Below are 24107 nucleotides of genomic sequence, written 5' to 3'. Positions count from 1 at the left end.
ATCAGACCATCCCGTATATCAGACCATCCCGCTTGCCGCACCGTCTGACAGCACCGTGCCGGTGCCGGAGAGCAGCGCGATCAGGTGCGACCGGGACTTGGCACCGAGCTTGTTGTATGTGCGGGTGAGGCGTACCTCCACGGTGCGCAGGGAGACGAAGAGCTCGGCGGCGATCTCCTTGTTGCGCTTGCCCTGTTGCACGAGTTCGGCGACGAGCCGTTCGTCGGGGGCAAGGGTCGCGAGGAGGGGATTGACGCTCGGGGCGTGGGTGCCGAGACGGACGGCATCCGCTTTTCTGGCCCACGGGATGGCACCGAGCTGGGTGAAGATCATCCGCGCGGCCAGGTACTGGTCTGCGCCTTCCCTGCCGTGCCCGAGGCTCACGAGCCGGTCGGCGAAGCTCAGGAGGGTGCGGCCCTGCTCGAATTGCGAATCGCCAGGCTGCCAGAGGCCGGCGGCCTGTTCGAAGACGGCGATGGATGCCTCGCCGGGTGTCAGCAGGGCCTCGGCCCGTGCCGTGGCGAGCACCGTCCACCGGGTGTGGAAGGGCCGGGCCCTGGCCCGGAACTCACGGAACTGGATCACGGCCTCCCGCAGCCGGCCGGACAGCACGTATGCCTCGATCAGGTCGACCTGGCTCCGGAGCAGCGAGGGGTTGCGGAATGCTGACCCTATTGCTCCGGCCCGGTGCAGGAATGCGATCGCATCGTCGAACCTGCCCTCCATGAGGGCGAACCGGCCCTGGTCTGCCACGAGCCGGGCGGCGAGAGCCGGATGGTCGCTCGTCGCGAAGCTGCGGTTGCAGAGCTCGATCGCCGCGTCCGCGCGCGCTCGGTCTCCGCGGGCCTGCCAGTACCAGGCCGTCAGCAGCTGGAGCGGGCGGCGATGCACCTGTTCCGTCCCGGATCCTGTGAGCGATTCGATGATGGCCATGGCCTCGAATTGGTTGCCGGCGAGGATCTCGTTCTCTGCGAGGTAGTACCTGGCCGTCTGCAGGACGATCGGGTCCGGCGGGGGCTCGAGGCCGACGACGGTGCGCAGCACGCGCCTGGCGTCGCCGTATCGGTCGATGAACGTGAGGCTGCGGCCGAGGACGGACAGTGCCCTGGCGCTCGTCTCCTCGGTCCAGCCGTGCCGGGACAGCCGCTCGAACATCCGGGTCGAAGGGCCGGGGTCACCCTCGAGAGCAGACAGCAGCAGTGCGGACAGCTCGTGGAGTTCGACGGACTCCGGGGTCGCGCTTTCGAGGAGGTGACGGCCCCTGGCGAGGGCTTCCCGCGCGGCGTCGACTTCCCAGCGCTCGGCGTGACTGAGGGCGCTCATGCCGAGCAGGCGCGCGAGGTCTTCCGCCCTGCCGCTCGCGCCGCGCGGTCCGACCCAGTCGTCGAGGTCGGTCGTGAGCAGCTGGTGGGTCGACATGAATTCGATCCCGCTGCGGAGGGTCGCGAGCTTTGTGACCGTGGCGATCGAGCCGGGCCTGCGCTGGCCGAGCCTGGCATAGCGGGCCGCATAGGAGAGTTCGCCCTGCAGGTACAGCGCCTCCGCGACCTCGAGCAGGGCCTCGGGGCTTCCGGTGGCGTCGAGCGCGAGGGCGAGGGCGCGTTCGGCGAGTTCGACGGACTGCCAGATCAGGCCCCTGCGGCCGAATTCGGCAGCGGAGGCGAGCAGTTCGTCCGAGGAGAGGCTGCCGGCATCCGCCCAGCTGCGGTGCCACGCGGCGAGGCCGGGATCCCCTCCGGGTGCGTCCTCGCTGCGGGCGGCACGGGCATGGAATTCGGCGCGGGTACCGGCGTCGATGGACCAATAGAGGTGGGAACGCAGCGCTGAGTCCGAAATCCGGAGGTACCGGCCGTCGCGGATGACGGTTCCCGCGGACAGGAGTTCTTCCAGGGCGCCGCGGATGGGGTCGCCGCTCTGGCGGATCGGATCCTGGCTGCTGAGGTAGGAGCAGGACAGCATCGCCAGGAGGAGGTGCTGGTCGTCCGGTTCCTGTGAGGTCCGGGTCGAGGGAGCGCGGGAGGCGCGGAACGGCAGGGCGACGGGGGCGGCGTTCCCGAGGTGCCTGCTGGTCAGGAGCCGGGCGTTCCTGGCGATTTCGGACGGACTTCCCGATGAGGAGGATGCCAGCATCCGCCGGAGTGCCTCGTCGGACTGGGGCCCGAGAAGCTCGGTGGCGAGGAGCATCGATTCGGCGAAGGTGAGGCGGTCGAGGGTGATGCGCGGGAGCGAGGCGAGCGGGCCGACGGGGGGCTCCGCGCACACGGTGCCCACGAGGCGCAGCCCCGTGCCGCCGAGGCGCGCCGCGACCATCGCGAAGACGGTCTGGCTCGGGAGGTCCATCAGGTCGAGGTCGTCGATCAGGAGGAGGGTTGTCTCGGGGGTGAAGTCGCGGATCAGGGCGAGGAGTTCCGCCGCGCGGGCGGCGAGCTGGGCATCCGCTTCGCCGGGGATGAGGAGTTCGCTCGAGAGCGCTGCGGCGGCCGGGGTCTGGAACGAGGCGACGAAGGCCGAGAGGCCGGAGAGCGGGAAGCCGGCTTCCGCAGGATTGATCCTGACCCGGAAGATCTCGATCCCGGGGATCGGTTCGACGGAGGCGAGCAGGCGCGATTTGCCGGATCCGGGCTCCCCGACGACCAGCATGGCTGACTCATGAGGGGCGGTTGCGAGTTCGAGGATCGCGCCCAGCGTGTCGCGGTGGATGCTGGACTTCATGCGACGACCCCAGGAATCATTCCGGGCCATTCCGGGGGTCGGTGAAGGAGTTCATTCATGAGACGGCGCTTCGTTTCGGGTAACGAGTGCGTGCGGATCACTCTGTTGGGGGAGTACAGCAGCCGCCTCGGGGATGAGGCGGTGCTCTGCATTACTACCTGTGTGCGGTCCCGGAATGGGTGGTCCGGGACCTGTCACCCCCGGTGAAGGGGGTTCCTGTTATGCAAGGTACGCTCATTTTCTTCCAAGGTATCCCCCACTAGTGGGGGATTACGGCGCGCCGAAAGCCTGGGGGTGCGCGGAGGGGCATCCGCTGTGATAGCGGTACTGGGCGGTTCTGCCACGACTAAATCGTGTTTGACCGCGCTATTCGTGGATCGCGACGACCGTGCGCCCGTGCAGCCGACCCGCGAGGATGTCATCGGCCGCCGGGATCGCTTCCTCGAGCGTGATGCTCGACGTCAGGCCGTCGAGGAGCGCCAGGTCGAGGTCGGATTCGAGCCGCGACCATGCCTGTTCCCGGAGGGCCAATGGAGCCTCGACGGAATTGATGCCGACAAGGCTGACCCCGCGCAGGATGAAGGGCATCACCGTCGTCGGGAGGTCGGCGCCCTGGGCGAGGCCGCACGCGGTGATCACGGCCCCGTAGTTCGCCTGGGCGAGGACATTGGCGAGGGTGGCGCTTCCGACGGAGTCGACGGCCGCGGCCCAGCGCTGGGCCTGGAGCGGTTTTCCCGGCTCGGAGAGGGTGCTCCGGTCCAGGATCGCCTCGGCCCCGAGGCCGCGGAGGTAGTCGCCGAGTTCGTCGACGCGACCGGTCGATGCCGTCACCCGGTAGCCCCTGGCCGAGAGCAGGGCCACCGCGATCGAACCGACTCCGCCTGCGGCGCCGGTGACGAGCACAGGGCCGGAGTCCGGCGTTGTCCCGGCGCGTTCGAGCGCGAGCACGGCGAGCATGGCGGTGAATCCGGCCGTGCCGATCGCGGCGGCCCTGAGGGCGCTGATTCCGGCGGGCAGGCGTACCAGGGACGCGCCGGAGACCCTCGCGCGTTCGGCGAGGCCGCCGTGGTGGGTCTCGCCCAGGCCTGAGCCGTTCAGGATGACCCGGTCTCCTGGCGCCCAGCGCGGGTCCTCGCTCGACTCGACGGTGCCGACGAGGTCGATCCCGGCGATGAGGGGCCAGGAGCGAATGACCCCGGGGCGACCGGCGAGCGCGAGCCCGTCCTTGTAGTTGAGGCTCGAGTAGTCGACGGTGATGGTCACGTCACCCGGCATCAGGAAGGAATCGTCGACGAGCGTGAGCGCCGCGTGCTGCGACGTGGCGCCGTCCTCCGCAACGGTTCGTTCGACGACGATGGCGCGGAACTGAGTCTCAGGAGTCATGCTCCGAGCCTACTTCCCGCCCCTCGCCCGCGTTCGGCCTAGTCGGTAGCATGAGCGCTATGACCGCCGCCGTCGTGCCAGAGAAGGTGCGGGTCGTGCCGCGCCGGCTCTCGGTGAGCGCGGGAATCGACGCCTTCTTCTTCGTCTTCGCGGGGTTCGCCGCGGTCTGGCTCGCCGTTCTGCTCGTGAACGAGAGTTTTCAGCTCGGCTGGGGTGCGCTCTGGTTCGCTGTGCTCTTCTGGGTGCTTCTGGCCTACCTTGTGCTTCCGCGGCTGCACCGGATCCTGACCCAGTTGTACGTTCCCCACTACTTCATCGGCAGGACCCGCACGAGCGACGGCCTCCTCGGCGACCCGGTCAACCTCGCTATCACCGGCACGGCGGAGCAGCTGCAGCAGGCGCTCGCCGCGGCAGGGTGGACGCGGGCGGACGACATCACGCCAGGCACGACCTGGAGGATGGTCTCGGCGACGCTCGCGAGGCGCAGCTATGACGAGGCGCCGGTCAGTCCGCTGTTCCTGTTCGACCGGATGCAGGACTTCGCCTACCAGCAGGAGGTCGCCGAGAATCCGGCCAAGCGGCACCACGTGCGGTTCTGGCGCTGCCCCGACGGCTGGCTGCTCCCCGGTGGGACGAGGGTCGACTGGCTCGCGGCGGGGACCTTCGATCGTGCCGTCGGCTTCTCGCTGTTCACCCTGCAGATCACGCACAAGATCGACGAGAACACCGACATCGAGCGGGACCACATCGTCGACTCGCTTCTGCACGCCGGCTCGGGGGCTCGGGTGCACCTGATCCGGGACTTCTCGAGCGGATACCACGCACGCAACGGCGGCGGCGACACGATCCAGACGGACGGCGACCTGCCCGTCGTCGATGTATCCGGCATCGCGGTCTCCGGCGCTGCGGCTGCACGTGCGGGGTCTGCCGCGCCGGAACCGGCACCGACCGCGGCAGTGGCATCGGCGTCGACGGTGGCATCGACGGCGGCACCGACCGGGAACGCGGTGCCGTCCGAGCCCGGCGCCCACCGGCGGCGGCCGGCATCGATCAGCGTCGGAGCGCTGATGCTCGGCGCGCGGGTCCTGTCCGGTCTCGGTGTCATCGTCCTCGCGGCGCTCGACTGGCCGGAGTTCGTCTCGGCCGTCGCCCTCGACGGCACGCCGGCGGGCACCGTCGACCCCGCGACGGCCGGGGTCGCCCTCGGGATCCTGCTGGCCGGCTACGGGGTCGTCCTCGCCCTCAACATCGGCTTCGCCGCATTCGTGTACTTCGGCCGGAACTGGGCACGGATCGTCGCGATGTCCTTCGCGACGGTGAGCATCGTCACGAGCTTCGTCGACTATGCCGTCAACGGGGCCGCGATCACCCTGCGGACCTCGCTCGTGAGCGTCACCTTCGACATCCTGATCCTGCTCGCCCTCTCGGCCAGGGACGCGAGGGAGTTCGCCCGCGCGCGGCCGGTCAGGAGTGCGCGGGGCAGGCGGGCGCCGTAGCGGCGCAGTCAGGGCAGACGACGAGCTGTGCGCGGCAGGACGGCTCGCGGCAGTTCTGCATCCGGTTGGTCGCTGCCGCGCAGCAGGCGCAGCGGCCGAGGACCGCGGTGTCCCCTGCGAAGTCGACGGACATCCGCTGGTCGAAGACATAGAGCGAACCGTCCCAGAGACCGGCATTCCCGTAGGCCTCGCCGTACCCCACGATGCCGCCATCGAGCTGGTAGACCTCGCCGAAGCCGCGGTCCTTCATCAGTGAGCTGAGCACCTCGCAGCGGATGCCGCCGGTGCAGTACGTCACGACCGGCCGGTTCTTGAGGTGGTCGTACCGGCCGCTGTCGAGCTCTGCGGCGAAGTCGCGGGTCGTCGCGACGTCGGGAACGACGGCGCCCCGGAAGCGTCCGATCTCCGCTTCGAAGGAGTTGCGGCCGTCGAAGAAGACCAGGTCGTCGCCGTGCTCGGCGGCGAGTTCGTGCAGCGCGGCGGGGGAGAGCCGGGTGCCGCCGCCCTGCACTCCTGCCGCGGTGACCGTGAGGTCGCCGGGAGCGCCGAAGCTCACGATCTCCTCGCGCACCTTCACCACGAGGCGCGGGAAGTCGAGGCTCAGGCCGGCCTCGTCGAGCCCGGTGCCTTCGCTCCACCGGAAGTCGATGTCGTGGAACGCCGGGTACTCGCGCGTCTTCCGCACGTAGCGTTTCACGGCCGGGAGGTCGCCGCCGATCGTGCCGTTGAGCCCGTCCTTCGAGATCAGGATGCGGCCGCGGAGGCCGAGGGCTTCGCACAGGTCGCGCTGCCAGAGCCGTACGGCCTCGGGGTCGGCGAGCGGCGTGAAGACGTAGTAGAGCAGGATCTTCGGAATGGCCACCGCGCCATGTTACCCGTCCTGGTTCGGCATAACTCCTGCAGATTCCCGCGGTTGACGGCCGGCGCCCCGGAATCACGCGGCAGGAATTCCACCGCCGGGGAATGTGCAGGAGTCATGCCCAGGGGTTGGAGGACAGCCGGGTTTCCTCGAGGTCGAGCATGCGCTGGGCCCTCTCGATGAGGTGCGAGCCGTATGCCCCGGTCTCACGGGCGTCGAGCAGGGCGGCGCGCTCACGTGCGAGCACGTGCAGCCGCAGCGCACGGTGCTGGTGGTGCGGGGCGCCGGTGGCCGGGGCCGCCGTCTCGTCGAGCGCCTGTGCACGGCGGATGCTGTCCGCACGCACCCGGGACAGCGCCTCCGCGGTGAACGGTTCACCACCGTCCTGCGCGAGCGCAGGGTTGCCGAGGCTCTCGAGACCGGCCGCGCTGATCTGGCCGACGAGGGCTGCGAAGCCACGCTGGTCATCCGCCTCGGCGCTTCCGGTGAGCCCGAGCCTGCGGATCAGCAGAGGCAGGGTGCCGCCCTGCACGAGCAGGGTCACGAGGGCAACGGTGAACGCGATGAAGATCAGCTGCGGCCGGTAGGGGATGCCGGTCGGCAGCGACTGCGCGGCGGCGAGTGCGACGACGCCTCGCATCCCCGACCAGCCGAGCACAGCGCCGTCCCGCCAGCCGAGGCTCTCGACCGTCTGGAAGTCGAGGTCCGCCCGCTTCCTGGTCAGCCTCCTGTGGGCCCTGGCCTGGGCGACGTCCTCGTGCCTGGCCGTGCGCAACCGCCGCAGTGCGGAGTCGACCTCCCGGCCGCCGGCGCGGGCCCTCCGCTCTTGTCGTTTGAGCTGGGCGATAAGGGGGACGACGAAGGCGCCCCGGACGACGACGAGGACGACGGTCGCGAGAAGCCCGATGCCGACGGCCTCGATGACGCTGACATGGTCCTCGTGCACCTCGCCGACCAGGTATTTCAGTTCGAAGCCCATCAGGAGGAAGACGCCGTTCTCGAGCACGAACTGGATCGTCCGCCAGTTCACCCGTTCGCTGATCCGCACCTCCGCCGTGAAGACCAGCGGCCCCCGATGCCCGGTCACGAGCCCGGCGACGACGACGGCGAGCACCCCGGACGCGTGGACGTGGTCGGTCGGGATGAACGCGAGGAACGGCACCGCGAATGAGATCGTCGTGTTGAGTACGACGTTCCCCAGGCGCGACCTCAGCCACACGGTCAGGTGCCCCACGACGAGACCGATCCCGATCGCGACTCCGACCGCGAACGCGAAGTCCCCGGCCACGCCGATCAGGGACACCCCGCCTGCCGTCGCCGCGATCGCACAGCGGAGCAGCACGAGGGCCGAGGCGTCGTTGAGCAGTCCCTCACCCTCCAGCAGGGTCACCACCCGGGGTGGAAGTCCCAGCCGGCGCCCCATCGAGGTCGCGGCGACCGCATCCGTCGGACTCACGACCGCACCGAGCGCGAGGGCGCCGGGAACGCTGAGTCCGGGCAGTAGCCAGTGGAACAGTGCTCCGCTCGCGACGGCGCTCACGATCACGAGCAGCACAGAGAGTCCGGTGATCGCCGTCGCATTGCGGCGGAAGTCGTGCAACGGCACGTTGACCGCCGCCGAATAGAGGAGTGGAGGGAGGACGACCGCGAGGATGAGCTCGGGCGGGAAATCGAAGGCCGGTACGCCGGGGACGAGGCTCGCCGCGATCCCGATGAGCACGAGGAGGAGCGGGGCGGCGACTCCGAGCCGCGGCGCGATGACGGCAACCGACACGATGGTCAGGATGCCGAAGACGCCGAGAAGGGGATAGTCCATTGCTGGACCGTAGCGAGCCGGGCTGGACCCGACCGCTGTGCGACCTTGGCGGCGCCTGAGGATCTTCGAAGCGAGGGCGCCTGGCGCCTAAACTGGGGGCAGCCCGCACAAGAACCCCCGCCGCCAGGAGGACCCATGACCACCGCCGATCCGCTCGCCGTCTACGGCGAGGTGCCGCTCTTCACGCTCTCGAGCACGGATGTGACCGACGGGGCACCGCTTTCGGCCGCGCAGTTCGGCGAGGAAGCCGGTGGCCTCGACCGGTCCCCGCAGCTGTCCTGGAGCGGGTTCCCCGCCGACACGAAGAGTTTTGCGGTCACTCTCTACGACCCGGATGCCCCGACCGGCTCTGGCTTCTGGCACTGGGCGGTCTTCAACCTCCCGGCCGCCGTCACGTCCCTTCCCGCCGGAGCCGGCGCCCCCGGCGGTGCCCAGTTGCCCGCCGGCGCGGTCACCCTGCCCAACGAGCTGCGGCTCACCTCCTTCATCGGTGCCGGCCCGCCGCCCGGAACCGGCACCCACCGCTATCAGTTCATCGTGCACGCAGTGGATGTCCCCACTCTCGACCTCGACCCCGGGTCGACTCCCGCCGTGCTCGGCTTCACCCTCCGGTTCCACACCCTCGGCCGCGCGGTCATCGAGGCGACCGGAGCATTCGGCGGGGCGGCGCTGCACCCCTAGAAGGCCTGTCCCCGACACGAACATGAGGGCTTCTCAGGTCGCTCACACGCGCGGGACCTAGGTTCGTGCTGTGAACCAGATCCGCAGCACCCTCGCATGACCGCAGGAACCACCCTGAAACCCCGAGAAACCAGCCTCCGCCGTGTGCCCGTCTGGGTCTGGCGGGCCTTGATGATCCGGCTCTCACCCGGCGAACTGCACAAGTTCAACCTCCAGCCGATCGATACTGTGGACTACCACATCGACGTCGACTACGTCGGGGATGAGAGCCGTGACCACCGGCTCGACGTGATGGTGCCGCACGACCCTGCCGGGCCGCTTCCGGTCTACGTGTATTTCCACGGGGGCGGCTGGACCTCCGGCGACAAGGCGCCGCTCACCAAGTACTGTGCGAGCCAGGCCGCAGACGGCATGGTCGTCGTCAACGCCAACTACCGGATGGCCACCCGGTTCCAGCTCAGGCACATGCTCGAGGACGGCAATGCGGTGCTCGACTGGGTGGCCCGCAACATTGCCGACTTCGGCGGGGACCCCACCCGGATCGTGCTCGGTGGGGATTCGGCCGGCGGTCACATCGCGGCGCTCCTGGCGGCATCCGCTTTCGAGCCGGAGCTCGCGGCCCACTACGGCATCGAACCCCACGTGGATCCGGGCAACCTCCGCGGCCTCGTGCAGCACTGCAGCATCGCCGACCTCTCGGTGATGTTCGAGCGCGGCTTCGTGCTGAGCCTCAACTTCCTGCGCATGCTGCTGCCCGAGCGGGGGCGCGGAGTCGTGCTGCGGGCCGCGGCGCGGTTCATGAACCCGATCGAGTGGCTCGACAGCGGGTTCCCTCCGGTCTTCGTCACGACGAGCGAACGGGACTACTTCTACCGGGCGAACCTGAACTTCATCGCGGCGCTCAAGCGCAGGTCGATCCAGGTGGACAGCCTGATCTACGACCGGCGACAGGCGAACACCCATCACACCTGGCAGCAGGACGCTCGGCATCCGGAATCGCAGGAGGTGTACCGCCGTCTCGGCGCGTTCGTCCGTCGCGTCGCGGCCCTACCCGTCCCGGTCCCCGTCGCCGTCTAGGGACGGCGGGTCAGCTCTGGGCGCCGGTCGCGGCGAGGACGCCGCCGAGGCCGATCATCATGACCCCGCCGCCCGCTGAAAGCTTCTCCAGCCGTTTCGGCGACTTCGCGAACCAGTCCCGCGCCGAGCCGGCGGCGATGGCCCAGACGCTGTCTCCGGCGAGGGCGAGCACCACGAAGACCGTGCCGAGGGTGAGGAGTTGCAGCGGCACCGCGCCCGCACGGTAGTCGACGAACTGGGGAAGCACGGCGACGAAGAACACGATGGACTTGGGGTTTGTGGCGCCGACGACCGACCCTTCGGCGAGCAGCCGCCACCACGGCCGGGCGACGAGCGTGACGCCGCGGGTCCGGGTGACCGCGCCGCGGTACCGGATCGCGTGGATGCCGAGGTAGACGATGTATGCGGCCCCGACGACCTTGACGATCGTGAACACCACGATCGACTGGGTCACGATCGCGCCGAGGCCGAGCGCGACGGCCGCGATGAGGGGCAGCATCCCGAGGGCGTTCCCGAGCACGCTCAGGAATCCGCCGAGGCGCCCGAGCGCCAGGGAGCGTCCGATCACGAACAGCACGGTCGGCCCCGGAAGCGCGATGAGGGCGACGGAAGCGAGCGCGAAGGTGAGCAGGTGATCGATCGGGACCATACCGGAATGCTACCCAATCGCCCGAGGCGTTAACATCGCAGGATGCATATGCTGATCCGCACCCTCTTCCACGGCTGGCTGTCGAAGCGCGGCCCCCGCGTCGGGTCCTACGACGTCGTCAGAACCCGGTTCGTGACCCTCCCGACCGACCAGGACATCCTGCGGCACATGAACAACGGGGTGTACCTGTCGATCATGGACATCGCCAGGCTCGACCTGCTGCACCGTACCGGCATCTGGCCGATCTTCACCGCACGCGGCTGGTACCCCGTCGTCGTGAGCGAGACCATCAGCTTCCGTAAATCGCTCACCGTCGGCCAGCGGTTCACCGTCGAGTCGCGCATCCTCGGTTTCGACGAGAAGGCCGTCTACGTGGAGCAGCGCTTCGTGCGACCGGATGCCGACGGTAACCCCGAGATCCTCGCGCTCGGCTTCATCCGGGGCCGCTTCCTCAAGCGCGGCGGGGGCGTCGTCGGAATCGAGGAGCTGCTCGCCGCCGTCGGACCGGCGCCCGCCGGCCTCACCGTCCCGGCGTGGCTGCTCGAGTGGAGCGCCGACGTCGCCCTGCCCGCGACCCGCGCGGCCGCGCCGAGTCTCTGGGAGTAGCCGGCGGCAGCGGCCGTTTCGGCAGCGGGCACAGCCGCTTTGGCGCGCCGACGTCCGGGAGGGCTCGCACCCTCGGGGACGGTCGGCAGGACTATGCGTGCGGCGGTGCGGGGACGGGAACGACCGGGGGCTTGTCCGGGACGATGAGCTCGGAGTAGTAGAGCTCGTGCGCGCCCGCGTAGTGCTCGTGGCCGGGCACGGGGTGACCCGTGCGCATCGCGACGAGGCGATCCAGGTAGTAGTCCCAGAACGGCCCGACGCGTGCCGCATCCGCAGCGGAGTGCAGGCGCTGCCCGAGGGTGAGCGTGGTCATGCCCGCGCCTTCGACGAGGTGCAGGATCAGGTGCCTCGCCGCGTCCCCTTCGCCGAGGTTGACGGTGAACCGCTTCGGCGGGATGCACTTGAGGATCGTCACGTACGTCCACTCGGCATCCGTTTCGGAGAGCTTGAAGCGCACGGCGCCTGTCTCCGGCGCGCCGGTGTATGTGCCGATCCACCCGGCGAGGCCGCCTGGCCGGCTGACGCTCGCCCAGACGTCGTCGATGGGGGCGGTGAAGAGCCGATCGAGCATGAGGTACAGCCCGTCCTCGCGATGGGCAAGGCGACCGGTGGGTTTGGCTGACATGGGGACCTCCGCGATGAGTGAAACACGAGCCGTGCCTTCAGGCTAAACCCGTTGGGCGTCCCCGTGCCACAGCATCGCCCGACGGCTCCGTCAGCGGGCCCCCGGCCGCGGGTTCGGCCGTCGTTTCAGTCGTCGAGCTCTGCCTCGAGGACCGCCATTGCGGCGTTGTGCCCGCCGATGCCGCTGACCCCGCCGCCGCGCCGGGCGCCCGCGCCGCAGACCAGGATGCGCGGGTGCCGGGTCGCGACGCCCCAGCGCTCCGCCGCGGTGTCCCTCGGGGCGTCGTCGTCGAGGAACGGCCACTCGAGGGGACCGTGGAAGATGTTCCCGCCCGGCATTGCGAGGGCGTGTTCGAGGTCGAGGGTCGTCTTCGTCTCGATGCAGGGCCTGCCGGCGGCATCGGTCAGCAGCAGGTCCTCGATCGGCTCGGCGAGCACCGAGTTGAGCGAGGCGAGCACAGCCTCCTGCAGCCTCGCCCGGGTGGCGTCGTTGTTCTCGTCGCTCAGCCAGCGGTTCGGCGCGTGCAGGCCGAAGACGGTGAGGGTGTGTGCGCCGGATGCCGCGAGTTCCGGCGAGAGGATGCTCGGGTCGCTCAGGGAGTGGCAGTAGATCTCGCAGGGCAGCCGGTCCGGGATGATCCCGCGGACGGCCTCGTCGTACGCGCCTTCGAGCTGGGTGTACGTCTCGTTGATGTGGAAGGTTCCGCCGAACGCAGCCTCGGGGGAGACCGTCGTGTCGCGGAGCCGCGGCAGCCGGCGCAGCAGCAGGTTGACCTTGACCTGGGCGCCCTCCGGCTTCGGCCCGGCCCCTGGCGCGTCCGCACGCGCGGCCCCTGTCGTGCCCCGGCCGCCGGCATCCGCTTCGAGGAGCTGCTCGAGTACCCAGGGGGCGACCCCCGAGAGCACGACCGTCCCGGCGACCTCGCGGATGCTGCCTCCGCGCCGGTAGCGCACGGTTCCGTCCGGGCTGACGCTCGTCACCTCGGCGTCGGTCACGATCCGGGCGCCCGCCTGCCGCGCCGCCTTCTCGAGTTCGCCCGTCACGGCGCCCATCCCGCCGATCGGAACGTCCCAGTCCCCGGTCCCGTTGCCGATCACGTGGTAGAGGAAGCAGCGATTCGCGGCAAGGTCGCCCGCCTCCGCCGACGTGAAGGTGCCGATCAGGCCGTCGGTCGCGACGACGCCGCGCACGAGGTCGTTCGTGAATGCCTCGGTGATGGTCCGGCCGAGCGGATGTTCGACGAAGCGCTCCCACAGGGAGTCGTCGCCGAGCAGGAGCCTGGCCTCTGAGCGGGTCGGCAGGGGTTCGCAGACCGTGGGGAAGAGCGCCAGGGCGAGCCGCCCGGTGTCGGCGTAGAAGGCGGCCCAGGCATCGGAATCGGCTCCGGCGCCGATCCGGTCGAAGCTCGCCCTGGTGGCTTCGGCGTCGCCGTTGTCGACGAGGAGGCCGCCGGCCGGGTCGGCCGGGTTCGGCGTGTATGAGGAGAAACGCCTGCGGGCGAGGCCGATCTCGAGGCCGAGTTCCTCGATGATCCGTTGCGGCAGCAGGCTGACGAGGTAGGAATAGCGCGAGAGGCGGGCGTCGACGCCCGCGAACGCCTCGGCGGAGACCGCGGCACCGCCGACGTGTTCCGCGCGCTCGAGAACGATCACGCTGCGGCCGGCGAGGGCGAGGTACGCGGCGGCGGTCAATCCGTTGTGGCCGCCGCCGACGATGACAACGTCATGAGTGGGTTCCGTCACGCCTCGAGACTAGCAACGGGTGCCGCAGCGTGCGGGCCGGCGCGGGACATCCGGCCCGGACGGCGATCAGGGAACGATGTGCCCGGCAGCGCGGAACAGCTCGTACCACTCGGCCCTGGTGAGGGTCACGTCGGACCCCTGGGCCGCCCCGGTGACGCGTCCGGGGGTGGTGGTGCCGAGAACGACCTGCATCCTGGCGGGGTGCCGGAGGATCCAGGCGGTCGCGATGGCGATCGGCGGGACGCCGTAGTGGGCGGAGAGCCTGTCGATGACGGCGTTGAGTTCGGGGTACTCGGGAGAGCCGAGGAACACCCCCGAGAAGAAGCCGGCCTGGAACGGCGACCATGTCTGGATGGTGATGTCGTTCAGGCGGCAGTAATCGACGATTCCGCCCCCGTCGCGGGTCACGGCCTGCTCCTGCCCGCTCATGTTCGCGGCGACCCCCTGCGCGATGATCGGCGCATGCGTGAGCGAGAGCTGCAGCTGGTTGACGACGATCGGCTGGCGCACGTGCTTCCGGAGCAGGTCGATCTGGCGCGGTGTGTGGTTCGAGACGCCGAATGCCCGGACCTTGCCCGTGGCTTCGAGTTCGTCGAACGCGCGGGCGACCTCCTCGGGTTCGACGAGGGCGTCGGGGCGGTGCAGCAGCAGGATGTCGATGTGGTCGGTCCGCAGGGCTGCGAGGGACCCCTCGACGGATTCGATGATGTGCTCGTAGGAGAAATCGAAGTACGGCCCGTCCCCGACGATTCCCGTCTTGGTCTGGATCGTGATCTCGTCACGCTGGGAGGGGGTGAGCTGCAGCGCCTCCCCGAAGCGGCGTTCGCAGCCGTGCAGTTCGGAGCCGTAGATGTCGGCGTGGTCGAGGAAGTCGATCCCGGCGTCGCGGGCGGTGCGCACGAGTTCGCGGACCTTGTCGTCGCTCTTCTCCTGGATGCGCATCAGGCCGAGGATGACGTTCGGAGCGACGATATCGGTGCCGGGCAGGGTGAAAGTCTTCATGTGGATTCACGCTAGGCGAGGCGGGTACAGAAGTAAAACAACTGACGGTGATGCGATTGAGAAGGGCGAACGATCAATGTGTCGGCCGGGGCGGCGCGGTCGCCAGCGCCGCTCACCGCGGTCGCCGCTCCTCGCTGGCGTCGCCGATCAGGTCGGGCTGCTCGTCGGCTGGCGTTCGAGGGTGCCGATCTCTTTCCCGCCCTGGTCCGTGAGGGTCATCGTGGAGCCGTCGATGGTCGCGGACGTCGCGGATCCCAGCCAGGTATCGACACCCTCGCAGGCCATCAGGGTCGAGGCGATGGGCCCGAACTCGATCCGGTCCCCGCTCGTCTTCCAGGTGCCCACGAGCCGGTTGCAGCCGTCGGTGCCCGAGAGCGAACGGTCCTCGTGGAGCTCGAGGCTCGGCATCCGCGTGGCGTTGGGGTCGCCCCAGACGCCTGTCGCGGCGCTTTCGGCGGATGCCCCGCACCCGGACAGCGCGACGGCGACGCTTGCCGCCGCCGCGCCCACGAGAATTCTGCGGGCGAGGATGGTGATCACGGATGCTCCCATTCCGCACGCTGTCGCGGGCGTGCTCACCCCATTGAAGGCCCGCCCGTGACCATCGTCAAGGCGCGACCGTCGTCACGGCGCGACCGCCGTCAAGGCGCGACCGTCGTCGCGGCGCGACCGTCGTCACGGCGTGACCGCGCGGGCGAGCGCGTCGCGCACGGCGACGACGCCCGGCCGCTTCGTGCTCGAGCGGCGTGCCGCCGAGAAGAGGGTGCGGCGCGGGTGGCCGGGCAGGTCGACGAGGCGCACCGTGGGTTCGGCGCCGGCCCAGACCAGGTCGGGCAGGATGCCGACGGCGTTCCCCGATTCGATCAGGCGGATGTGCGCGATCAGGTCCGCGGTCTCGAACCGGACATCGGGTTCGAACCCGGCTTCGCGGCAGAGCTGGCTCGCCCACGACCGGGAGACGGTTCCTTCCGGTTCCATGACCCACGGCATCCGCGCCAGGCCTGCGAGATCAGCGCTCGCGCTCGCGGACGGCAGCGCGAGTCGCAGCGCATCCGTCGCCAGGTTGACCCTGTCGAGGTCCGCCCTGTGGGCACGCCCGTGCCCCGGGTACTGCTCGGCGAGGACGAGGTCGAAGTCCCTGGCACTCACTTCGAACAGGCCGCGCTCCGGCTCGCGCTCGGTCACCTCGACACGCAGCTGGGGGAATTCGGCGGCCAGGAGGGTCAACGCCCGGGGGATCACGGCGTGGGACGCGGACTGGAAGACCGCCACCCGCACGGTGCCCGAGACGGTCGTGAGCGAAGCCATCATCTCGGCCTCGGCGATCTCGAGCCGTTCGAGCAGGTGGGTGGTGTGGTCGACGAGGATCTCGGCCTGCGCGGTGAGCTGCACGCGGCGACCCACCTTGTGCAGGAGCTCGACGCCCGCCTCCTTCTCGAGCAGGGCGAGTTGCTGGGAGACCGCGGACGGGCTGTACGAGAGCGCCTCGGCGACCCCGGCGAGGGTCCCGCGGATCTTCAGTTCACGCAGCAGGCGCAACCTCCGGACGTCCAGCATCCCGTGCACCTTCCGCTCGGCTCCATTGCACACAAATCCTAACCACTACTCTGCACAAACGGTCGCTTTTACTTATCGGAAGTTCCCGCGACACTGGACTCAGATTCCGTCCCCCCGGAACGGCTCCCGGCCGTTGCGCGAGCGAAAGACTACCCTCGTGACCATGAGCAACTCACCGTCCGTCGTGCACCAGGCCCAGAGCGCGGAGGTTGTCACGCTCGTCAGGAAGTGGCTCGCGGAGAGCACCGCCATTCCGGCGGACGTCTCCGCGGAACGCCTCGCCGGCGTGCTCAAGGACCCGAACGGCCTCGACTTCACGGTCGGCTTCGTCGACGGCGTCATGCGCCCCCAGGACCTCATGGTCGCCGGCTACAACCTGCAGGCCGTCGCGAAGAAGGCCCCCGGCTTCCTGCCAGGGTACCTGCGCGGCGCCATCGGCCTCGGCGGCGTGCTCGGCCCCGTGCTGCCGTGGGTCGTCATCCCGGCCGCCCGCAAGGTGCTGCGACAGATGGTCGGCCACCTCGTCGTCGACGCGACGCCGGACAAGCTCGGTCCCGCGATCGCGAGCCTGCGCGAATCCGGCAACCGGCTCAACATCAACCTGCTCGGCGAGGCCGTGCTCGGAGAGAAGGAAGCCCTCCGCAGGCTCGAGGGCACGAGGGAACTGCTCGCCCGCCCCGACGTCGACTACGTCTCGATCAAGGTGTCTTCGATCGCGAGCCAGCTCTCGATGTGGTCGTTCGACGAGGCCGTGACCCGGGTCGTCGAGAGGCTGACCCCGCTCTACGAGCTCGCCGCGGCATCCGCTGTGCCGAAGTTCATCAACCTCGACATGGAGGAGTACCGCGACCTCGACCTCACGATCGCGGTCTTCGAACGCATCCTGGACCAGCCCCGCCTGCTCGGCCTCGAGGCCGGCATCGTGCTGCAGGCGTACCTGCCCGACGCGCTCGGCGCCCTCCAGGGCCTGACCCACTGGGCGCAGAACCGGCGCGCGGCCGGGGGAGCCCCGATCAAGGTGCGCGTCGTCAAGGGCGCCAACCTCGCCATGGAACACGTCGACGCGATCGTGCACGACTGGCCGCTCGCGACCTACGGCACCAAGCAGGACGCGGACACGAACTACAAGCGGGTGCTCAACTGGGCGCTGACCCCGCAGAACACGGATGCCGTCCGCATCGGCGTCGCCGGGCACAACCTCTTCGACGTGGCGTGGGCCCACCTCCTCGCCAAGCGGCGCGGCATCGACGACCGGGTCGAGTTCGAGATGCTGCTGGGCATGGCGACGAGCCAGGCCGAGGCCGTGAGCCGGGACGTCGGCAGGCTGCTGCTCTACACGCCCGTCGTCAACCCGGCCGAGTTCGACGTGGCGATCAGCTACCTGATCCGCCGCCTCGAGGAGAACGCGAGCCAGGACAACTTCATGTCCGCCGTGTTCGAACTCACGACCTCGCCCCCGCTCTTCGAACGCGAGAAGGAGCGCTTCCTCGCCTCACTCCGGGCACTCGAATCATCGGTCGGCCCCGAGGCCTTCGTGCCAGCGCCGAACCGAAGCCAGGACCGTTCTGCGGTCACCCAGCTCGAGGCGACAGAGTCTGCGGCCGAAGCGGCGCAGCACACCGACGATGACCTCGGCCTCACCAATGCCGTGCTCGGCTTCACCCGCGGCTCGCTCAGCGACACGGCCGCGGTCCTGACCCACGCGGGCGCGGGCGACGTGGCCGCCGGCATCCGCCGTTTCCACAACGAGCCGGACACCGACCCCTCGCTTCCGGCGAACCGCGCGTGGGGGCGCCGGATCCTCGCCCAGGTCGAGGGGTCACGCCTCGGCATCGACACGATCCTCGCCGCCCGCGTCGATACAGAGGAACAGCTCGACGCCATCATCGACACCGTCGCCGCGAGCGGCAACGAATGGGGCCAGCGCCCCGGCGGGGAGCGGGCCGCGATCCTGCACCGCGCCGGCCTCGCGCTCGCCGCGAACCGCGACCGCCTGATCGAGGTGATGGCCGCAGAGACCGGCAAGACCATCGCAGAGGGCGACCCCGAGGTGAGCGAGGCCATCGACTTCGCGCACTACTACGCCGAGAGCGCCCGGGCGCTCGACGCCGTGCAGGGCGCCATCTTCGTGCCCCCACGCCTCACCGTCGTGACCCCGCCGTGGAACTTCCCCGTCGCGATCTCCGCCGGCGGGGTGCTCGCCGCACTCGCGGCAGGCTCCGGCGTCATCGTGAAGCCCGCGAAGCTCGCCCAGCGCTCCGGAGCGGTCATGGTCGAGGCGCTCTGGGAGGCCGGAGTGCCCCGCGACCTCCTCGCGCTCGTCGACCTCGCCGACCGGGAGCTCGGCACCCGGCTGATCGGGCACCCCGCGGTCGACCGGGTCGTCCTCACCGGAGCATACGAAACCGCGCAGCTGTTCCGGAGCTTCCGCGAGGACCTGCCGCTGCTCGCAGAGACGAGCGGCAAGAACGCGATCATTGTGACCCCGTCCGCCGACTTCGACCTCGCCGCCGCCGACGTCGTCAAGAGCGCGTTCGGGCACGCCGGACAGAAGTGTTCCGCAGCGAGCCTCGTCATCCTCGTCGGTTCCGTCGCCAGGTCCGAGCGTTTCCTCGGCCAGCTCGTCGATGCCGCGACGAGCCTGCGGGTCGGACGACCCTCCGACCCGGTCACCCAGATGGGCCCGCTCATCGAACCTGCCAACGGCAAGCTCCTGCACGCCCTCACCGAACTCGGCGTCGGCGAGAGCTGGCTCGTCGAACCGAAACAGCAGGGCGAGGACGGCGCGCTGTGGTCGCCGGGCATCCGCACGGGAGTCGCTCCCGGTTCCTACTTCCACCTCACCGAGTTCTTCGGGCCCGTGCTGGGAGTGATGCATGCGCGCACACTCGAGGAAGCCATCCGCTTTCAGAACGCGGTCGACTACGGGCTCACCTCCGGACTGCACTCGCTCGATCCCGAGGAACTCGCGACCTGGCTCGAGACGATCGAGGCGGGCAACCTGTACGTCAACCGGGGGATCACGGGCGCGATCGTGCAGCGCCAGCCGTTCGGCGGCTGGAAGCGCTCGTCGGTGGGAGCAGGCACGAAGGCCGGCGGCCCGAACTATCTCTACGGCCTCGGCAGCTGGGTGACCAACCCGGGCAGGAACAGTTCGACCCTGCACCTGCGCGGCCTCGAACCGAGCGTCACGCAGCTCATCGAGGGGTCGCAGCCCGTGCTCGACTATGCCGACTTCGACGTACTGCGCCGCTCGGCCCTCAGCGACGCGCTCGCCTGGCGCGAGGAGTTCGCGGCGGTCAGGGACGTCTCCGCGCTCGGCGTCGAACGCAACCTGTTCCGCTACCGGACGTTGCCCGTCACGGTGCGCCTCGCCGAGGACGGCACCCTGTCGAACCTGCTGCGGGTGCTCATCGCCGCGACCCTCTCGAAGTCGCGTTTCACGGTGTCGAGCGCGCTGCCGATGCCGCCGATCGTGCGGGGCGCCCTCGCCGAGCGTGAGATCCCGGTCACGGTCGAGAGCGACGCCGAATGGCTCGCCCGCGCCGCAGCCGGCGGCATCACGACGAGCCGGGTTCGGCTGATCGGCGGCGACCCGCTGACCGGGGCGACGGATGCGGCGGCCCAGCTCGCGCACGCCCTCCGCGGCAGCCCCGACGTGGCCGTCTACGCCCACCCGGTCACCCAGGCAGGCAGGGTCGAGTTGTTGCCGTTCCTCCGTGAGCAGGCGATCTCGATCACGGCGCACCGCTTCGGCAACCCGAGCACCCTCTCCGCCGGCATCATCTGACCGCCCCGCCCCGCCCCGCCCCGCCCCGCCCCGCGCGCTCACCCGAACCGCGAGAGCGGAGATTTGGCCCTTAAACCACGATGTTAAGGGCCAAAACTCCGCTCTCGCGGACGGGGTGGGCGGTCAGGGGGGAGCGGCACACAGCCTGCATACGAGGAACGATCAGTTGAGTGGGGGATAATACCGGGGACCGTGGCGTGCCAGCGGCGCCACAATTCGACAGGGGAACAGCACTTGGACGGAAACGCAACGACGTCGCACACAAACGTCGCGCTCTTGGCGGTCGCGAGCACCCTCGCACCGATCGTCACTACCTCGATCGAGATCGACCGTCGACTGCAGCCGGCCCTGAAACGCCTGCGTCTCCCGAGCGGCCTGCTCCAGCGCGTCGCCGGCGTCTACGAACGCCGCAACTGGGGCAGCGACCTCGCCTTCGACGACGCGGCCGTGTCAGCGGGCAAGCGTGCCCTGAGCGACGCGGGCGTCGAGCCGGGCCAGGTCGGTCTCCTGATCAACACCTCGGTCACCCGCAAGCACCTCGAGCCCTCCGTCGCCGTGCGCATCCACCACGGCCTCGGCCTGCCGTCGTCCGCCACCAACTTCGACATCGCGAACGCGTGCCTCGGGTTCGTGAACGGGATGACCCTCGCCGCGCAGCTGATCGACTCCGGCCAGGTCGACTACGCCGTGGTGATCGACGGCGAAGACGCCGACGAAATCCAGTCCAACACGATCGACCGGCTCGGGCGGCCCGACATCGGCCGCAAGGACTTCATGAGCGAATTCGCGAGCCTGACCCTCGGGTCAGGGGCGGCCGCGGCCGTCCTCGGACGTGCAGACCGGCATCCGGAAGGCCATCGCATGCTCGGCGGCGTCACCCGCGCCGCTACCCAGTTCAACGGGCTCTGCGTCGGCAGCGTCGACGGCATGTTCACCGACGCCAAGGCGTTGCTCAAGGGCGGCATGGAACTGGTCGTGTCGGCCTGGACGGAGGCGAAGCGCGACTGGAACTGGTCGAGCATGGACCGCTACATCCTGCACCAGGTCTCTGACGTGCACACCAACGCGATCGTGAAGGCCACCGGGCTCGACCGGGCGAGGGTGCCCCTCACCTACCCGCTGTTCGGCAACGTCGGGCCGGCGTCGATCCCGATCACCCTGGCCGAAGAGGCCAAGACCCTGCGTCGCGGCGACCGGGTGCTGCTCATGGGGGTCGGCTCCGGCCTCAACACCGCCATGATGGAACTGGCCTGGTGACCGGGCGCACCATGACCCACCCCCGGCAACAGCACCAGTACCGTCTGCCGCGCGCCGCGGCGACGCCCGCGCCGGCGTCCCTGCCGCCCGAGGGGCTGCCGGGACTCGACCCCGCGTTCTCGAGGCTGGTCGAGGCAGGGGAGCCGGGCGCCGGCATCCGCACCTGGCACCTGCTCGACAACGGGCCCGTGCTCGCGTCCCGCGGCATCACCCCGGTCGGCACGGTGCTGTGCGTGCACGGGAACCCGACCTGGTCGTACCTGTGGCGGTCGCTCGTGACGCAGGCGACGGATGCCGCCACGCGCGGCGAAGAGGCCTGGCGCGTGATCGCCGTCGACCAGCTCGAGATGGGCTTCTCCGAGCGCACCGGGACGGTGCGCCCGCTCGCCCGCCGGGTCGCAGACCTGGGCGACCTCACGGACGCGCTCGGCGCGGAACCGCTGGGACTCACCGGCCCGGTCGTCACCTTCGGCCACGACTGGGGCGGAGTCGTCTCGCTCGGCTGGGCGATCGACCACCCGGACCTGCTCGCGGGCGTGCTGCTGCTCAATACCGCCGTGCACCAGCCGGAGGACGCCGCGATCCCGGCGCCCCTGCGGCTGGCACTCCAGGGCGGCGTGCTCGGCACCGCGACCGTCACGACGCCCGCGTTCCTCGACACGACGCTCGCGCTCGCGCATCCGCCGCTGTCCGCCGCCGTCAAACGCGCCTACCGGGCGCCGTACCGGGGAGCGGCCCGCCGGGGCGGGATCGGCGCGTTCGTCGCCGACATCCCGGTCGGTCCCGGATCCGTCAGCACGCCGGAACTCGACCGCATCGCCTCTGGCCTTCGCGGCCTCGAGGTGCCGGCCCTGCTGCTCTGGGGTCCCACCGATCCGATCTTCAGCGACCGGTATCTCGACGATCTCCTCGACCGACTGCCCGACGCCAACGTTCACCGCTTCGAGGGGGCCGGGCACCTGGTGGCCGAGGACGTCGACTACGCCGCGGCCGCACTGACCTGGCTCGCCGACCGCGCCCCGCTCGCCGCCGTGCCCGCCGCCCTCACCGCCGCCGGGCCCGTTCCGGACGAGAGCGCCCGATCAGCCGGTCACTCTCGACCGGAACAGGACGTTTCGGACGGGGAACCCGCGCCCGAATCCGGCCGCGGCGACTACCGGCCGCTCTGGCACTACCTCGATGAATTCCGGGAGAGCGACGACATCGCACTCGTCGACATGGCGCCCGGTCACGGTGCCGCCCAGCTCAGCGTCAGCTGGCGCGAGCTGTCCGCGCGCGTGCGCCGGCTGGCCGCAGGGCTCTACCAGATCGGCGTCCGCAAGGGCGACCGGGTCTCGCTTCTCGTTCCTCCGGGCGCCGACCTCACGGCCGTGTTGTACGCCTGCGTGCGCATCGGCGCCGTCGTCGTGGTCGCGGATGCCGGTCTCGGCCTCCGCGGCCTGACCCGGGCCGTCCGGGGCGCGCGCCCAGACCACGTCATTGGAGCGACCCCCGGGTTGGTCGCCGCCCGGGCGCTCGGCTGGCCCGGCCAGAAGATCGCCGCGGTCACCCTCGCCAGGCCGCTTGCCAGGCTCCTCGACGTCTCCTTCACCGTCGCCGAGCTGGAGTCGCTCGGCGCGGATGAGGGCCTGCCACCAGAGCCCACCGCGGCAGACACGGCAGCCGTGCTCTTCACGTCCGGGTCGACAGGGCCGGCCAAGGGCGTCGTCTACACGAACGGCCAGCTCGCCGCCGTCAGCCGGGCGCTTCGCGAGCAGTACGGCGTGGGCCCAGGGACGGGCCTCGTCGCCGGCTTCGCGCCGTTCGCCCTCCTCGGCCCCGCCCTCGGCGCACGCTCGGTGACCCCCGACATGGACGTCACGTCGCCGAAGACGCTCACCGCGACCGCGGTGGCCGCCGCTGTCGCCGCGATCGACGCATCCGTCGTGTTCCTGTCTCCGGCAGCCCTCACGAACGTCGTCGCGACCGCGGCACGCCTCACCCCCGTCGACCGGGCGTCCCTCGCCGCGGTGCGCAGCTTCCTGTCCGCAGGCGCGCCGGTCGCAGAGCCGCTCCTCGCGGCCGCAGCGCGGTTGATGCCGGACGCGACAGCGCATACCCCGTACGGCATGACCGAGGGACTCCTGATGACGGATATCACCCTCGAGGGCATCCGGGTCGCGACCGCGGCCTCCGCTGGCGGCGTCTGCGTGGGATGCCCGACCGGGACCACCCGGATCCGGATCAGCGCTCTCGACGACCGGGGCACGGCCACCGGCGCACTGTCCGAGGAGACCGGTGTCACCGGTGAGATCGTCGTCTCCGCGCCCCACGTCGAAGACCACTACGACCGGCTCTGGCTCACCGACCGGGCCGCCAGGCGCGGCGCGATCGCGGGCGAACGCTGGCACCGCACCGGCGACGTCGGCCACCTCGACGCCGACGGCCGGCTCTGGGTCGAGGGTCGGCTGCCACACGTCATCGTCACCGCGGAGGGCGTCGTCACGCCGGTCGGCCCCGAGCAGGCCATCGAACGCGTCCGTCTGACCCCGCGCGATGCGGTCACCGCGGGCATGTCCGGCAGGCCGAACCCCGGACACCCCGGTGTCGCCCGTGCGGCCCTCGTCGGGGTCGGACCGGTGGGCACCCAACAGCTGGTCGCCGTCGTCGAAACGAGCCCGCCGGCCCGGCGGGTCGGACTCGCGACGGAGGCACTTGCTGCCGCGATCCGAACGGCATCGCCGGCACCTCTCGCTGCGGTGCTCGTGGTTCCCCAGCTGCCGACGGACATCCGGCACAATTCCAAGATCGACCGCAGCCGGCTCGCCCGGTGGGCGGGCGGCATCCTCTCCGGCGGGCGGATGACGCGACCGTGA

17 protein-coding genes are annotated in these 24107 nt (G+C 70.3%); 7 read left to right on the top strand and 10 right to left on the bottom strand.

Features of this window, described 5'->3' with window-relative positions; all coding sequences use genetic code 11:
- Positions 1–18: 18 nt before the first annotated feature.
- The gene (locus E3O39_RS17010; RefSeq protein ID WP_134449192.1) at positions 19–2712 is read right to left on the bottom strand and encodes a LuxR C-terminal-related transcriptional regulator; all 2694 of its coding nucleotides are present in this window, start codon (positions 2710–2712) and stop codon (positions 19–21) included.
- Between the two features lie 366 nt (positions 2713–3078).
- Positions 3079–4095: an MDR family oxidoreductase gene (locus tag E3O39_RS17005; protein WP_134449191.1), complete on the bottom strand. Its 1017-nt coding sequence runs from the start codon at positions 4093–4095 to the stop codon at positions 3079–3081.
- A 59-nt stretch (positions 4096–4154) separates the two neighbouring features.
- Between E3O39_RS17005 and E3O39_RS17000 the strand changes: the two genes are divergently transcribed.
- Positions 4155–5591, top strand: a complete 1437-nt coding sequence (locus tag E3O39_RS17000) for an LssY C-terminal domain-containing protein (RefSeq protein WP_174774865.1) — start codon at positions 4155–4157, stop codon at positions 5589–5591.
- Here the strand turns inward: E3O39_RS17000 and E3O39_RS16995 are convergent.
- Positions 5560–6453 carry a rhodanese-related sulfurtransferase gene (locus E3O39_RS16995; protein WP_134449190.1) on the bottom strand — a complete coding sequence of 298 codons (894 nt, stop codon included), beginning with the start codon at positions 6451–6453 and terminating at the stop codon, positions 5560–5562. The genes E3O39_RS17000 and E3O39_RS16995 overlap by 32 nt on opposite strands.
- Positions 6454–6565: 112 nt before the next feature.
- Positions 6566–8266 (bottom strand): sodium:proton antiporter, encoded by a 1701-nt coding sequence (locus E3O39_RS16990; RefSeq protein ID WP_134449189.1) that lies wholly within the window; start codon positions 8264–8266, stop codon positions 6566–6568.
- A 135-nt stretch (positions 8267–8401) separates the two neighbouring features.
- Between E3O39_RS16990 and E3O39_RS16985 the strand changes: the two genes are divergently transcribed.
- Complete coding sequence (locus E3O39_RS16985; RefSeq protein ID WP_134449188.1) at positions 8402–8947, top strand: YbhB/YbcL family Raf kinase inhibitor-like protein; 546 nt, start codon at positions 8402–8404, stop codon at positions 8945–8947.
- Between the two features lie 96 nt (positions 8948–9043).
- Entirely contained in the window at positions 9044–10024 is a 981-nt protein-coding gene (locus E3O39_RS16980) for an alpha/beta hydrolase (RefSeq protein ID WP_241975507.1), read from the top strand.
- A gap of 10 nt (positions 10025–10034) precedes the next feature.
- Here the strand turns inward: E3O39_RS16980 and E3O39_RS16975 are convergent, their stop codons facing one another.
- A complete protein-coding gene (locus tag E3O39_RS16975) occupies positions 10035–10673 on the bottom strand; it encodes a LysE family translocator (RefSeq protein WP_134449187.1) in 639 nt (212 codons plus the stop codon).
- A 42-nt stretch (positions 10674–10715) separates the two neighbouring features.
- Here E3O39_RS16975 and E3O39_RS16970 point away from each other — a divergent pair, with 42 nt between their 5' ends.
- Positions 10716–11279, top strand: a complete 564-nt coding sequence (locus E3O39_RS16970) for a thioesterase family protein (RefSeq protein WP_134449186.1) — start codon at positions 10716–10718, stop codon at positions 11277–11279.
- Between the two features lie 91 nt (positions 11280–11370).
- On the opposite strand, the gene E3O39_RS16965 is transcribed toward E3O39_RS16970, so the two are convergent.
- The 5 genes from E3O39_RS16965 to E3O39_RS16945 all read right to left on the bottom strand — a co-directional run bounded on the left by E3O39_RS16965 (position 11371) and on the right by E3O39_RS16945 (position 16205).
- On the bottom strand, positions 11371–11904 hold the full coding sequence (locus E3O39_RS16965; protein WP_134449185.1) for an SRPBCC domain-containing protein: 534 nt from the start codon (positions 11902–11904) through the stop codon (positions 11371–11373).
- Positions 11905–12029: 125 nt separating this feature from the next.
- Entirely contained in the window at positions 12030–13646 is a 1617-nt protein-coding gene (locus E3O39_RS16960) for an NAD(P)/FAD-dependent oxidoreductase (protein WP_134449184.1), read from the bottom strand.
- A gap of 66 nt (positions 13647–13712) precedes the next feature.
- Positions 13713–14648 (bottom strand): aldo/keto reductase family oxidoreductase, encoded by a 936-nt coding sequence (locus tag E3O39_RS16955; protein WP_134449183.1) that lies wholly within the window; start codon positions 14646–14648, stop codon positions 13713–13715.
- 147 nt (positions 14649–14795) lie between these two features.
- On the bottom strand, positions 14796–15188 hold the full coding sequence (locus tag E3O39_RS16950) for an META domain-containing protein (RefSeq protein ID WP_241985119.1): 393 nt from the start codon (positions 15186–15188) through the stop codon (positions 14796–14798).
- Between the two features lie 135 nt (positions 15189–15323).
- Positions 15324–16205, bottom strand: coding sequence for a LysR family transcriptional regulator (locus E3O39_RS16945; protein ID WP_134449181.1), 882 nt, complete (start codon positions 16203–16205; stop codon positions 15324–15326).
- 163 nt (positions 16206–16368) lie between these two features.
- On the opposite strand from E3O39_RS16945, the gene E3O39_RS16940 reads away from it, so the two are divergent.
- The 3 genes from E3O39_RS16940 (at position 16369) to E3O39_RS16930 (ending at position 24107) form a co-directional block, all read left to right on the top strand.
- A complete protein-coding gene (locus E3O39_RS16940) occupies positions 16369–19995 on the top strand; it encodes a bifunctional proline dehydrogenase/L-glutamate gamma-semialdehyde dehydrogenase (protein WP_134449180.1) in 3627 nt (1208 codons plus the stop codon).
- Between the two features lie 234 nt (positions 19996–20229).
- On the top strand, positions 20230–21252 hold the full coding sequence (locus tag E3O39_RS16935) for a 3-oxoacyl-ACP synthase III (RefSeq protein WP_134449179.1): 1023 nt from the start codon (positions 20230–20232) through the stop codon (positions 21250–21252).
- A gap of 11 nt (positions 21253–21263) precedes the next feature.
- Positions 21264–24107 carry an alpha/beta fold hydrolase gene (locus E3O39_RS16930; RefSeq protein WP_134449271.1) on the top strand — a complete coding sequence of 948 codons (2844 nt, stop codon included), beginning with the start codon at positions 21264–21266 and terminating at the stop codon, positions 24105–24107.

It is taken from the genome of Cryobacterium sp. MDB2-A-1 (genome assembly GCF_004402675.1).
Lineage (GTDB): Bacteria > Actinomycetota > Actinomycetes > Actinomycetales > Microbacteriaceae > Cryobacterium > Cryobacterium glucosi.
This window is presented reverse-complemented; position numbering and strand designations above follow the sequence as displayed.